General features: G+C 61.9%; 9 protein-coding genes. 2 read left to right on the top strand and 7 right to left on the bottom strand.

Annotation, left to right across the window (positions count from 1 at the left end; genetic code table 11):
* Positions 1–10: 10 nt before the first annotated feature.
* Positions 11–2077, bottom strand: a complete 2067-nt coding sequence (locus CLV45_RS15180) for a DUF4331 family protein (RefSeq protein ID WP_100337664.1) — start codon at positions 2075–2077, stop codon at positions 11–13.
* 426 nt (positions 2078–2503) lie between these two features.
* Here CLV45_RS15180 and hscA point away from each other — a divergent pair, with 426 nt between their 5' ends.
* Both hscA and CLV45_RS15170 read left to right on the top strand, forming a co-directional pair.
* Positions 2504–4366, top strand: a complete 1863-nt coding sequence (gene hscA / locus CLV45_RS15175) for a Fe-S protein assembly chaperone HscA (RefSeq protein WP_100337312.1) — start codon at positions 2504–2506, stop codon at positions 4364–4366.
* 145 nt (positions 4367–4511) lie between these two features.
* Positions 4512–5714 (top strand): anhydro-N-acetylmuramic acid kinase, encoded by a 1203-nt coding sequence (locus tag CLV45_RS15170; RefSeq protein ID WP_100337311.1) that lies wholly within the window; start codon positions 4512–4514, stop codon positions 5712–5714.
* 5 nt (positions 5715–5719) lie between these two features.
* On the opposite strand, the gene CLV45_RS15165 is transcribed toward CLV45_RS15170, so the two are convergent.
* The 6 genes from CLV45_RS15165 to CLV45_RS15140 all read right to left on the bottom strand — a co-directional run bounded on the left by CLV45_RS15165 (position 5720) and on the right by CLV45_RS15140 (position 12396).
* Positions 5720–6169, bottom strand: coding sequence for a hypothetical protein (locus CLV45_RS15165; RefSeq protein WP_157807537.1), 450 nt, complete (start codon positions 6167–6169; stop codon positions 5720–5722).
* 149 nt (positions 6170–6318) lie between these two features.
* A complete protein-coding gene (locus tag CLV45_RS15160; RefSeq protein WP_100337309.1) occupies positions 6319–6633 on the bottom strand; it encodes an FtsB family cell division protein in 315 nt (104 codons plus the stop codon).
* Between the two features lie 85 nt (positions 6634–6718).
* Positions 6719–7990 carry a phosphopyruvate hydratase gene (gene eno, locus CLV45_RS15155; RefSeq protein ID WP_100337308.1) on the bottom strand — a complete coding sequence of 424 codons (1272 nt, stop codon included), beginning with the start codon at positions 7988–7990 and terminating at the stop codon, positions 6719–6721.
* Between the two features lie 108 nt (positions 7991–8098).
* Positions 8099–8905, bottom strand: a complete 807-nt coding sequence (locus CLV45_RS15150) for a LytR/AlgR family response regulator transcription factor (protein ID WP_100337307.1) — start codon at positions 8903–8905, stop codon at positions 8099–8101.
* Positions 8902–10017, bottom strand: a complete 1116-nt coding sequence (locus CLV45_RS15145; protein WP_100337306.1) for a sensor histidine kinase — start codon at positions 10015–10017, stop codon at positions 8902–8904. The genes CLV45_RS15150 and CLV45_RS15145 overlap by 4 nt, the downstream gene beginning before the upstream one ends.
* A gap of 12 nt (positions 10018–10029) precedes the next feature.
* Positions 10030–12396 carry a TonB-dependent receptor domain-containing protein gene (locus CLV45_RS15140; RefSeq protein WP_100337305.1) on the bottom strand — a complete coding sequence of 789 codons (2367 nt, stop codon included), beginning with the start codon at positions 12394–12396 and terminating at the stop codon, positions 10030–10032.
* Positions 12397–12550 lie beyond the last annotated feature (154 nt).

The following is a 12550-nucleotide window of genomic DNA, read 5'->3' as shown; positions in this document are numbered from 1 at the left end:
GGCCGGTGGCTTAGTTGGTGTGCACCAGCTTGATGGACTGCAGCACCGTTTCGCCCGATTTTACCGTGGCAATGTAGGTGCCGGCGGCCAGGTTCTGCACTTTCCAGGCCGTTTCGTAGGTACCGGGCTTGTGCTCCTTGTTGTCGACTAGGGTTTTGACGGGGCGGCCCATCATGTCGGAAATCACAATCGTCAGCGGACCTTTCACGCCCACTTCGTAGCGAATCGTGGTTTTTTCGGTGAAGGGGTTAGGATAGTTCTGGGCTACTTCCACCGGAGCCGCCTGCAGGCCCATGCCTACGCTGCCGCGCTGCGAAGTAACCGTCGACTGGGCCTTGCTGCCGCGCCAAGGCGTCTGCATGTAAGGGAAAGCCGCCTTGAAGGTCGTGTCATTGGCTTCTACGCCGGTCCGGAAGCCGAGTACGCCGCCCAGCTGAGCCGTTACGGGGTTGGTGGCCGTAGCCGAGAAGTCGTCGTAGAACAGGCCGATGGCAGCCAGTACCACGCCACCCACGGCTTGCAGCTCGATGCGGGTCACGTCATCTTCCAGGCGACGGCCGTTGGGGAAGCCGTCCATGTTCGGAATAGCCTGCAGGGCAGCGCTACCGTTGAAGCGCGTGTCGGTCAGACCCAGCACGGCGGCGGCCAGCAGACCCTCCGAGCTGAACTCGGGGTTGGGGGCACCGTTAGACAGGGTGCGAGGCGTGGCGGGCACGGCCATGTTCAGGCGCAGCATGTCGCCCAGGGTGGGCAGGAAGTTGTTGATAAATGGCTTACCAGCGGCCAGCGGGTTGCGCAGCGGTTTGCCGGTAGCCAGCTGATACGGAGGCAGGTTAGGCACGCCCGTGTGGAAGATGGGCAGAATGTCGACCGAGCGGGGCTTGCCGGCGCGCAGCAGATAGGGGCCGAAAGTGGGGTCGGCGAAGACCGTACCGGCGCGCTGGGCGGTGGTCAGGTTAGCCAGGCCGTCTTTGCCGTTACGGAAGTCGAAAGCCTGCAGGGAGTTAGACTGGATACGCAGGGCGCCCAGGCCGGGCACGGCGCCCCCGAAGCGGCTGTCGTCCATGTAGAGGGCCAGCTCGGGGTTCATGGCGTTTTCGTCGAACTTAGCTACCATCCCGTAGGGGTTGCCGGCGTTCCACTCGTCTTTCTGCCCGATGGGAATAACTACTTCGTTGGTCAGGGGCATGCCCAGGCGCGACACCTGCACGTAGTTGCCCGACTGCGTCTGGGTACCGTCCGTGTTCAGGGTGCGGATGGCTTGGCGGCTGGCCGAGGCCCACACACCGATAATGTAGTCCGAATCCAGGATGTTGGCGGCTTGGGCGCCGGTTTTGCCGTCTTTCTGCAGTACCGAAATCGGAATTTGCAGGGCAATGGTGTGGGTGTTCTTGCGGGCTACACCGTCACGGGCGGTGCTGGGGCGCACGCCGCCCAGGTCGAAGATGCCGCCCAAATCCACGAAGAACGGGTCATCCACCGGGCCGCAGAATACTTTCGTACCGTTGGCCAACGTCCGGATAGCGTTGGTCATGAGCGTATTGTAGGGCGTTTTCAACCCGGCATCACCTTCAATAGAACGGACGCCAATGTTGGGCGGGGGCACCACGCCGCCCGTTACGATGGGCGTAAAAGCGCCGCCATTGACGCTGAGCTCAGCGGTGTAGGTCGTTTTCTGGTTTTCCTTGCCCAGGCGGGTCCGGAAAAACGTGGTGGGGTCTTCGTTGGTCCGCGTGAACGTAAAACGATACGTCAGGTCGTCGCCCGTCGTGGTCGTCTTGTTCTTGATGTGGATTTCGTAGCGTATGTTTTCTCCAAACGTGTTGTAGATCGGCCCCCCCTGGGGCAACTCCAGCGGAATGTAGTTGGCAATGATGTTGATCAGCTCCGGATTGTTCGGGTCGCGGAAGGCGTACAAGTCCGTATTGTCGGCCAGCGGGTCATCGGCAATAAGCGGGGCTTCGCGGTGGCTGGAGGCTTCCAAACGGGTGTTCTGTCCGCTCCAGGCCAGGGCGCCGACGATTGCCGTTGCGGCTAAGCCCATGTGGAGAATCGGACGGGTATAGGTCTTCTTCATGGTGAAAGGGTTGGGGTGAAAAAAAGGAATACAAAGCCAGGCCAGGCAAAAAGCTAGGCTGGAAAAGAGCAGTACAAGCGCGAAAAGCGCGGGCTGGAATTTGCCAGGCACCTTGTCCAGGAGGTGCTGGCCCGGGAATAAGGCGTGGCGGGTGCGCGCCACGGGCTCAGGGATGAGCCGGCAATAAAGGAGGGCGGGATTTGTTGGACTATACGCAACCACTGCTCCGCTTGGATTGAAGGCAATGGAACTTTTTCTTAAAAAAAATAGAACCGACTGTACGCCCATCCGGGCCGCCGACTTGTTATCCTCCCCTACCGGCATTTCTTCGCTACTTTTGCCCCCGCATCGTAGGGAAAATCTAGTCCGGTTTTACTCGTCTCAATTACGCTTACCGCGCGCTTTACCGCGCCGCCCCAGACCCCCATGGCCAAAGTCGCAATCAACCTCTCTACCGGGAGCATTCAGCAGGAAGAAATCATCGTCGGCATTGATTTGGGCACCACCAACAGCCTGGTAGCCTATATTCACCCCGACGGCCGCCACCCGCTGGCCATCAACGACCAGGGCCGGGGCACCATCGTACCCTCGGTCGTGCACTTCCCCCTCGACGCCCCCGACCCAATTGTGGGCACCGACGCCAAGCAGTACCTGCTCACCGAGCCCCAGAACACGATTTATTCGGTGAAGCGCCTGCTGGGCAAGTCGTACCGCGACCTGGGCGAGCACGCCACCCAGCTGGGCTACAAAGTCATCGACGACAACTCCGAGGGCCTGGTCAAAATCCGGGTGGCCGACCGGTTCTACTCCCCCATCGAGCTGAGTGCCGAGATTCTGAAGGAGCTGCGGGCCCGGGCCGAGCACGCCCTCAAGACGCCCGTCAACCGGGCCGTGATTACCGTGCCGGCTTACTTCAACGACTCCCAGCGCCAGGCCACCCGCGACGCCGGTCGTTTGGCGGGTCTCGAAGTGCTGCGCATTGTGAATGAGCCCACCGCCGCGGCCCTGGCCTACGGCATCGGCCTGAGCCCCGAGGACGAGAAAACCGTGGCCGTCTACGACCTGGGCGGCGGCACCTTCGACATCAGCATTCTGCGCATTCAGCAGGGCATTTTCGAGGTACTCAGCACCAACGGCGACACCTACCTGGGCGGCGACGATCTGGACCGGGCCATTTCCGACTACTGGACCGCCGAGTACCAGCTGGCTACCGTGCTGTTCCAGAATCCTATTGCCCAGCAACAGCTGCGCCTGCTGGCCGAGCAGGCCAAACGCCACCTGAGCAGCCACGACTCGTTTGAAGCCGAATTCAGCGAAACGACGCTGCCGCTGACCAAGGAAAAATTCAACGAGCTGATCCGGCCCTACGTGGAGCGCACCATTGCCTCCTGCCGCCAGGCCCTGGCCGATGCCCAGCTCCAGCCCCAGCAGCTCGACGCGGTGCTGCTCGTGGGCGGCTCCACCCGGGTACCGCTGGTGTACGACTCGGTGTCAGAATTCTTCCAGCAGCCGGCCAACAACTCCCTCAACCCCGACGAAGTGGTGGCCCTGGGCGCGGCCATTCAGGCCGATATTCTGGCCGGTAACCGCCGCGACGTGCTCCTGCTCGACGTGACGCCCCTCACGCTCGGCATCGAAACCCTGGGCGGGCTCATGGACCCCATTATTCCGCGCAACTCCAAAATCCCGACCAAGGCCGGCCGCCAGTACACGACTTCCGTGGACGGGCAGGTGAACCTGAAAATCTCGGTGTACCAGGGTGAGCGGGACTTGGTGAAGGAAAACCGCAAGCTGGCCGAGTTTGACCTGCGCGGCATTCCGGCCATGCCCGCCGGCTTGCCCAAAGTGGACGTGAACTTCCTGCTCAACGCCGACGGCATTCTGCAGGTGGAAGCCATTGAGCTGCGCTCTAACACCCGGCAGGCCGTCGAAATCAAGCCCCAGTACGGCCTGACCGACGAGCAGGTGGAACAGATGCTGATGGATTCCTTAACCCACGCCCGCGAGGACGTGGCGGCCCGCATGGTCATCGAGGCCCGCACCGTGGCCGAGCAGATGCTGTATCAGGTGGAGCGTTTCGTGGAGAAAAACTCCCAGTACCTGACCGAGGACGAAATTACCCACACCGCCGCCCAAACCCAGGTGCTGCGCGAAGCCCTCGAAACCAACGACAAGGACACCATCCTGAAGGCCGTCGACGACCTGGAAAGCCTCACCAGCCCCTTCGCCGAGCGGGTGATGAACATTTCCATCAAGCAGGCCATGACGGGGAAGAAAATCGGTGAATAAGTAGCAGTGAATGAGTGAATGAGCGAATGAGTGAGTTCTTTGTTCTGGCGGCGCTGTTGGCGCGGTAAAACAACTTTCTCTTACCGATTCCCTCATCCACTACTTCATTCGCAACTCACTCATTCACAACTTCACTCATTCACCGTTGAACCGCAACCTTAGCCGACTCGTAGCCGTGGCCCAAAAGCCGGAGCGCCGCATCATTGGGCTAATGTCGGGCACTTCGCTCGACGGTCTGGATGTGGCGCTGTGCCGGTTTTCGGGCCACGGGCCGGCTACGCGGGTGGTGGTAGAACACTTTGCCACGGTGCCTTACTCGGCCAATTTGCAGGCCCAGGTACGCCGAGTATTTGCCCGCCAAACTGTGGAGCTGCAGCATCTTACCCTGCTGCACGCCTGGCTGGGCACCACCCACGCCGACATGGTGCAGCAGTGCCTGACGCAGTGGCAAGTGGCGCCCACCGACGTAGATGCCATTGCCAGCCACGGCCAAACCGTGTTTCACGCGCCCCGGCACCAGCACGGCCTGCCCGACTGGCCCAACGCCACTCTGCAGCTCGGCGACGCCGACCACCTGGCCGTGCGCACCGGTATCCTGACTTTGAGTGATTTTCGGCAGAAGCACGTGGCCGCCGGCGGGCAAGGCGCCCCGCTGGCCGTGTACGGCGACTACCTCATTTTTTCCCAGTCCGGCGAAGACCGGCTCCTGCTCAACCTGGGCGGCATTGCCAACTTCACCTACCTGGCCGGCAACCTCGATGCCACGGCCGTGTTCAGCACCGATACCGGCCCGGGCAATACCCTGCTCGACGCCTTCGTACGGGAGCTATACCCGGGCCGGCAGTACGACGAAAACGGTGCGCTGGCCGCCCAGGGACAAATCAATACCGAACTGCTGGCGGCCCTGCTCGACCACCCGTTTTTCGCGGCGTCCATTCCGCGCACCACGGGCCCCGAGCTGTTTAGCCCGACCTACGTGCGCGAAGCCCAGCACCGCAGCCATACGGCTCACCTTGCCCCACCCGATTTGCTGGCCACGCTCACCGCCTTTAGCGCCACCAGCATTGCCGGGGCCGTACGTCAGGCTTTTCCCGCTTTACCGGCCCTGAGTATTTACGCCAGCGGCGGCGGCATGCACAATCCCACGCTGATGGCCGCCTTGCGCGCCGCCCTGCCCCACTGTCGGTTTTCGACTACCGCCGCCCTGGGCATTGCTCCCGACGCCAAGGAGGCCGTGCTGTTCGCCATTCTGGCCAACGAAACCCTGGTGGGCGAAGCCCGGCCCATCGGGCGGAACGAGCAGGCAGTGCCGGCCGTGTCGCTCGGCAAAATTTCCTTTCCCGATTAGTCCCGCTACTTGCGTCGGCTCTGCGGGGCCGGAATCAGGCCGAAGGTGAGAATCCGGCCGGCGGTGCTGTCCTGAAAGGTCACGTCGAGTTGTACTTCGGGCTTGCCGGCCAGCGTATCACTCTTGAACATAAAGCTGTAGAAGCTACGGACCTCATTGGCCTCGCTAATGCGGTAGCCGAGCTTGTAGAGGTCGAAGGGCTGGCCCCGGCGCTGGGCCTGGGCCCGCAGCGGCTGCACGGCCGCCTTAAACTGCCGGGTACTCATCTTAGCCTGGGCTTCGGGGGTTAACAAGGCATAGGCCGTCGGATATTCGCCCCGCAGCACGGCCAGCAGAAACTGCCGGGCCACCTGCACCTGGGACGGCCGGGCCAGCCCCGGCACCGCGAGCAGGAGCACTGCTCCCAGCAAAACCAACCAGCGCCGCGCCGCGGCAAATTCTCTAATCTGTTTCATATACCCTTAGCCATTCTACCGCGGGCCTTTCAAATACGGGGCCACGGCGATTAAGCCCCCATTGACCCGCTTTTGGATAAGCCTTACCAAGGGGGCGGCGAAGGTATTCGCACCGCGGCCTCAGCTGGCACAATGGCAATGGTGTAAAATTACTCCTGCTCCTGCGGAACCAGAATAAAAACGTCCTCGCCGGGCCGCTTCATAATGTACTTTTCGCGGGCAAACTTCTCCAGCAACTCCGGGCTGCTCAGCAGTTCAGCCCGGTCTTTCTTAACGACCTCGATGTTATTGAGATAGTACTCTTTTTCGGCCTGCAGCTCCCGCCACTTGGCGTACATGTCGTACTGCTTTAGTAAGTCGTTGGCATCGAAGACCAGCATCCAAACCAGAAAGGCTGATCCGGTCAGAAAGTAAAAGCTGCGCAAAAACCGCGGAACCCGCTGAACGACTTGGGAAAACTGCATAGTATTCAAAGATAAAGCAAAGGGCCCGGTCTGCGTGCAGACCGGGCCCTTAATTTTCAAGTGTAGCCGTGACAGTAGCCAACAACTACATCTTGCGGCCGGGGAAGTAGGCAATTTCGCCCAGTTCTTCCTCGATGCGCAACAGTTGGTTGTACTTGGCCATCCGGTCGGAGCGCGAGGCCGAGCCAGTCTTGATCTGACCCGTGTTCAAAGCCACGGCCAGGTCGGCAATGGTGTTGTCCTCGGTTTCGCCCGAACGGTGGCTCATGATGCTCTTGTAGCCGTTGCGGCGGCCCAGGTTGATGGCGTCAATCGTCTCGGTGAGCGTACCAATCTGGTTTACCTTGATCAGGATGGCGTTGGCAATCTGCTCGTCGATGCCGCGCTGCAGACGGGTTACGTTGGTCACGAACAGGTCGTCGCCCACCAGCTGGGTAGTGCTGCCGATGCTGTTGGTCAGGTTTTTCCAGCCCGTCCAGTCGTCCTCGTCCATGCCGTCCTCGATGCTGATAATGGGGTACTTCTTGGTCCAGTCGGTCCAGTAGGCCACCATTTCATCGGAGGTCAGCTTGTCGCCGGTGCTCTTCTTGAAGTGGTAGTGGGTGCCGTCGTAGAATTCGGAAGCAGCCGCGTCCATGGCAATCATCACGTCGTCGCCGGGCTTGTAACCAGCCTTTTCGATGGCCTCAATTACAATCTTGATGGCGTCCTCGTTCGATTTGATGTTGGGCGCAAAGCCGCCTTCGTCGCCCACGTTGGTGCTGAAGCCCTGCTTCTTGAGCACGTTCTTGAGGTGGTGGAAAATCTCCGTGCCCCAGCGCAGCGCTTCCGAGAAGGACGGCGCGCCCACGGGCATGATCATGAACTCCTGGAAGTCGATACTGTTGTCGGCGTGCGAGCCGCCGTTCAGGATGTTCATCATCGGCACGGGCAGCGTAGTAGCGCCCACGCCGCCTACGTAGCGGTAGAGCGGCATGCCGGCTTCCTGGGCCGCAGCGCGGGCAATGGCCAGCGAAGCGCCCAGAATGGCGTTGGCGCCCAGGTTAGCCTTGTTTGGCGTGCCGTCAATTTCGAGCATGATCTTGTCGAGCAGCCCCTGCTCGAACACCGAGAAGCCCAGCAGCTCTTCGGCAATCTTGCTGTTCACGTTTTCTACCGCGTTCAGCACGCCCTTGCCCATGTACTTCGACTTATCGTCGTCGCGCAGCTCTACGGCTTCGTGCTTGCCCGTGCTGGCCCCCGACGGCACGGCAGCCCGGCCCACAACGCCGGATTCCGTAGTTACATCTACCTCGACGGTCGGATTACCGCGCGAATCAAAAATCTGCCGGGCATGGATGGCTGAGATAATGCTCATGTTGAAAAGAATTGTGGTGAGGAATTCGTTACCGCAGCCGCCGAACCTAGACCTAGGCCCCACATCCGGCTGCGGGGCCGAAAGGTAAGGAATTCACTCAGTACCCTCCTACCCTTCCAGCCACTTCCGAAACTCCGGCGTTTGGGCCGCGCTGGTAATAAGGGCGGCACTGCTGCCGCGCAGCTTCACGGCCAGCCGGCTGTTGAAATAGGGCTCCACTTTCTCAATAAAGGCAATATTGACCAGCTCCGAGCGGTTGAGCCGCCCGAAACGGGCCGGGTCGAGCTGCCGCTCCAGCTCACTGAGCGTGCCGCCCAGCGGGTAGCGGGTGCCGGCCCCGTCCACGGCAAAGGTCACGCCCTCGTCGGCCTGCACGTAGGCCACGTCATCCACCTGCAGAATGTAGAGCCCGTTGCGCATCCGGACCGAAAAGCGCTGCTTGAACTGGGGCTGGGCGTTGTGGCGCAATGCCTGGCTCAGCTCCCGCAGCACCTCCGGGCTCAGAGCGGCCGGGGTGGGCTCGGGGGCGGCTGCCGGGACAGTCGGCGCGGCAAAGCTGCTTTGCAGGAAGTGGTACTTGTCGAGGGCTTCCCGAAACTGCTCGTAGCTGTAGGGCTTGAGCAGGTAGGCAATGCCGTTGCCGCGGAAAGCAGCCAGCAGAAACTGGTCGTAGGCCGTGGTGAAAATGATGGGGCAGGTCACCCGGAACCGTTCGTAGAGGCTGAACACGTTGCCGTCGAGCAGCTCGATATCCGAGAAGAGCAGGTCGGGCATGGGGTGGGTTTGGAGCCAGCTCAGGGCTTTTTCCACGCTGCGCACCACCGGCGGGGCTTCAGTTAGCAGGCCGGCCTGCTCCAGAAACTGGATGGTCTGGCGGGCGGCCAGCTCTTCGTCTTCGAGAATGAGGATGTTCATCGGCTGGCAAGCTTACTAGTGGCCGGCGCCGGGGCCGCCGCGGTATCCGGGGCCGCCGCGGTATCCGGGGCCGACCAGCGTGGGGCCGGCCGCAGCAGCGGCACCCGCACCCGGAAGATAACCCCGGTATTTTCCACGGTAATGGCCTGACCAAACAGCAGCCGGTACCGCTCCCGCAGGTTGGCCAGCCCCGTGCCGGTCGAATCCACGGCCGTGAGCTTGGGGCGCAGCGCGTGCTCCACGGCCAGCTCGGTTTCGGTTAGCCCGATGGTAATCAGCAGCGGGTGGTCCTCGTCGCCGGCGTTGTGCTTAATGGCGTTTTCGACCAGCAGCTGCAACGTACCCGGCACCACCAGCAGGCCGCCCGGGTCGACGGGGACGGGGTGCTCCTGCCGAAACTCATACGCCGAGCCGAAGCGGTGGCGGAGCAAGTAGATGTACTCCTCCACAAACTGCAGCTCCTCGGCCAGGGTCACTACGTCCTCTTCCTTGTGCCGAATCAGAAACCGGTAGAGATTGGCAAAGCGGCTCAGGTACTCGTTGGCCACGGCCGGGTCCTGCTGAATCAGGCCGCGCAGCACGTTCAGGTTGTTGAACAAAAAGTGGGGGTCAATCTGGGCTTTGAGGCTGCGCAGCTCACTTTCGGTCTGGGCCTTCTGCGCCTGCAGCAAGTGCTGCTGCACGTTGAAGTAGCGCTTGCCGGCCAGCAGAATGCCCAGCATCCCGTAGCTCTGGGCGTGTCGCAGAATATCCTGCAGTAAGTAAACGGCCTGCCACTGCAGGGGCTCTTTGCTGAACAGCAGCCAGTAGCCCAGCCAGTAGAAGTGCCCGTCGATAACCACGAACGTAACCAGGCTGCCCAGCACAATCAGCACACTACGGCGGGCCAGGGCCAGGGGCATTAGCCCAAACACGAGCAGGTACACGGCCGTGGTATCGAGCACCATGGTATAGAGGATGCCCGGCACGGCCCGCAGCACGCCAAACTGCACCACGTAGCTGTAGCCGATAAGCGGGGCCGCCAGCAGCCAGTACACCAGCACCAGCAGCGCATCGGAGCGGGAAGGACGCTCCAGCGGCCAGCCCCCGGAAAAACGGTCGAGAATCTTCACAGCCGGAAGTTGCTACTCTTTCTCCGATTTCACCCGGCCCTTCTCCTCTTCCAGCCCCGTGGTGCGCTTGCGCAGGGCTTTGAGCTGCTGGTTGCCGAGCTTGTAGCTGAAGCTGAGCCGCACCTGCCGCGACTCCCCGTAGCTCAGAAAATCCACGTCCAGCGCCTGGTAGCGGATGGTGCCGCGCTGCTTGGCCGTAAACAGCACGTCGTTCATTGCCAGCCGCAGCGTAGCCCGCTCCTGCAGCAGGGTTTTCTGCACCCCTAGGTTCAGGGCCCCGAAGGAGCGGAAACGGATGAGCCCGTTCAGGCCGCTGGTCTGGAAGTAGCCCGAAGCCTCGAAGCTCAGGTGCGCGGGCAGCTTCACGTTGGCCTGCCCGTAGAAGGTGGCCGCCGTGCGCCCGGTGCGGTAGGTGCTGCCCAAATACTGGCTCAGGTACTGGTTATAGAACACGTTGACGCCGGCGTAGCCTGTGAGCAGCTTGCCCAGGTTCAGCGGCAGGTTCAGGGTGGCGCTGTACCGGTCCAGGCGGTCCAGGTTGGCCGTCGTCGAGTAAATGGCGCTGTCCTCGGTGGCCGTCACCAGGCTGATGGCGTCGTGGGTGCGGCTGTAGCCCACCAGCAGGAAGGGCTGCTTGTTATAGAGCAGGCCCAGCTTATAGCTGTTGGTAAACTGGGGCTTGAGAAAGGAATTGCCGCGCTGGGAGGTATAGGGGTCCAGGTACACGATGCTCGGGTTCAAATCCTGGTAGCTGGGCCGGTCGATGCGGCGGCTGTAGGCGGCATTCAGGGCCACGGCCTTGGTCAGGCTCCGGTCCACGCTCAGGCTCGGAAACAGCTGGGTGTAGTTCCGGGCTACGGTATGGTTGTCGGCTAGGGAAGTGGCCGAAGTCCGGGTTTGCTCGGCCCGCAGGCCCGCCTGCCAGCTCCAGCTCTTGCCGCTGCCGTCCAGCTGCCCGTAGCCCGCATGAATTTGCTCGGAGTAGCGGAAGCTGTCGGCGCGGCCCAAGCTGCTCTGCTGCCCGGCCGTCAGCTGCAAGTCACTCTCAATGTCGGCCCGACTAGTCTTCACCCCCAGGCCCAGCTTCGTACCGCGTAGCAGCGGCCATACGTAATCCAGGCGGACATTCTGCAATTCAATGGCCGTGTTCTGGTCGTTGCGCAGCTGCTGCCGCGCCTGGTTGCCCCGCTCGTCCCGGATGCTGTTAGCAATGTCGCTGCCCAAATCGTTCCGGTAGCGCGAGTAATTGGCATCCGCCGTCAGCTCCCGGCCCAGGGTGTCCACCTGCAGCCGGTAGTTCAGATTGGCCGCGTAAGAGTCGGTTTGGCGGCGGGTGTCGTTCATGGATACCACCTGGGCCCCACTGCCGGCCACGGTGCCACTCTCGGCATTCACGGTGGTGCGGTTGGTATAGCCGTTGAGTAGTACGCCCAGGGTCTGCCGCTTGCTCAGGCTGTAGTCGGCCCCGGTCCGGAAAGTATGCACGTTGGCCAGTCGAGGCTGGTAGCTCTGCTGCTCGTAGCGAGCCTCGGCTTCGGGGGCCTGCCGCTCAGTATTGAGCTGCTCGTACGTCTTGCGCCGGGCGTAGCTGTAGTTGCCGTACAAACTCAGCTTCGTATTCTGGTGGGTTAGGTCCAGCCCCGCGTTGCCCTTGCCAAACCGCCCGTAGCCGGCGCCCAGGGTCAGAGTGCCGTTGGTGCCCACGCTGGTATTCTTCTTCAGGATAATGTTGATGATGCCCGCGCTGCCCGCCGCATCCTTGCTGGCATCGGGTTGAGTCGAAACCTCAATCCGCTCGATGTTGCTGCTGGGAAAGTCGCGCAGTACGCTCACCACATCGGTGTACTGGGTGGTCCGCCCATCAATCATAATGATGAGCCCCTCGCGCCCGGCCAAACTCAGCCGGTCATTCATCACCACCAGGCCCGGCACCTTCTGCAGCGCTTCCAACGCCGTAGCTCCCGCCGTGAGGCTGCCGGCCACGTTTACAATCATCTTACCGGCCTGCATTTCCAGCAGCGGCTTGCGGCCCACCACCTGCACCTCGGCCAACGCGTGGGTAGTCGTCGTCAGCGTCAGGTCCGGCACCGTCAGGTTCTGGCCTACCGTAATCCAGGCGCTGCGGCTTTTACCAAACCCCAGGGCCGCGGCCTGCACCCGGTAGGTCCCCGCCGGCACGCCCGTCAGCTGGTACACGCCGGTCGCGCTGCTCTGGGTGCTGGCTACCATGCTGGAGTCGGCGGCCAGTAGCGCCACGGCGGCAAAAGCCACGGGCTGACGCTGAGCATCCACCAACCGGCCACTGACGGTAAAGCGCTGCTGCGCGAAGCTGCCTACCACGGTCAGCAGGAAAAGCAGGAGAGTGAGAAGAGCTTTCATAGCAATGGGGTTCCAGTGAGAAGATGCCCAAAACAAGCCTTCCTCTCCCCCATTCGCAGGTCCTTTCTCCCGAACCCCAGTAGAATTCCTCCCAACTCAGCAAAACCAGCTTTGAATCTGATGACTTAAGCTGGCTGCACTACCAGTGCTCATC

The organism is Hymenobacter chitinivorans DSM 11115, assembly GCF_002797555.1.
Classification (GTDB): Bacteria; Bacteroidota; Bacteroidia; order Cytophagales; family Hymenobacteraceae; genus Hymenobacter; species Hymenobacter chitinivorans.
Note: the sequence above shows the minus strand (reverse complement) of the source record. Positions and strands in the feature narration are given on the sequence as shown.

Excerpts from the sequence above, each read along its gene's own strand:
- CLV45_RS15160 (WP_100337309.1), bottom strand. The coding sequence starts at position 6,633 with ATGCAGTTTTCCCAAGTCGTTCAGCGGGTTCCGCGGTTTTTGCGCAGC.
- hscA (WP_100337312.1), top strand. The coding sequence starts at position 2,504 with ATGGCCAAAGTCGCAATCAACCTCTCTACCGGGAGCATTCAGCAGGAA.
- CLV45_RS15165 (WP_157807537.1), bottom strand. The coding sequence starts at position 6,169 with ATGAAACAGATTAGAGAATTTGCCGCGGCGCGGCGCTGGTTGGTTTTG.
- CLV45_RS15150 (WP_100337307.1), bottom strand. The coding sequence starts at position 8,905 with ATGAACATCCTCATTCTCGAAGACGAAGAGCTGGCCGCCCGCCAGACC.
- CLV45_RS15180 (WP_100337664.1), bottom strand. The coding sequence starts at position 2,077 with ATGAAGAAGACCTATACCCGTCCGATTCTCCACATGGGCTTAGCCGCA.
- CLV45_RS15140 (WP_100337305.1), bottom strand. The coding sequence starts at position 12,396 with ATGAAAGCTCTTCTCACTCTCCTGCTTTTCCTGCTGACCGTGGTAGGC.
- eno (WP_100337308.1), bottom strand. The coding sequence starts at position 7,990 with ATGAGCATTATCTCAGCCATCCATGCCCGGCAGATTTTTGATTCGCGC.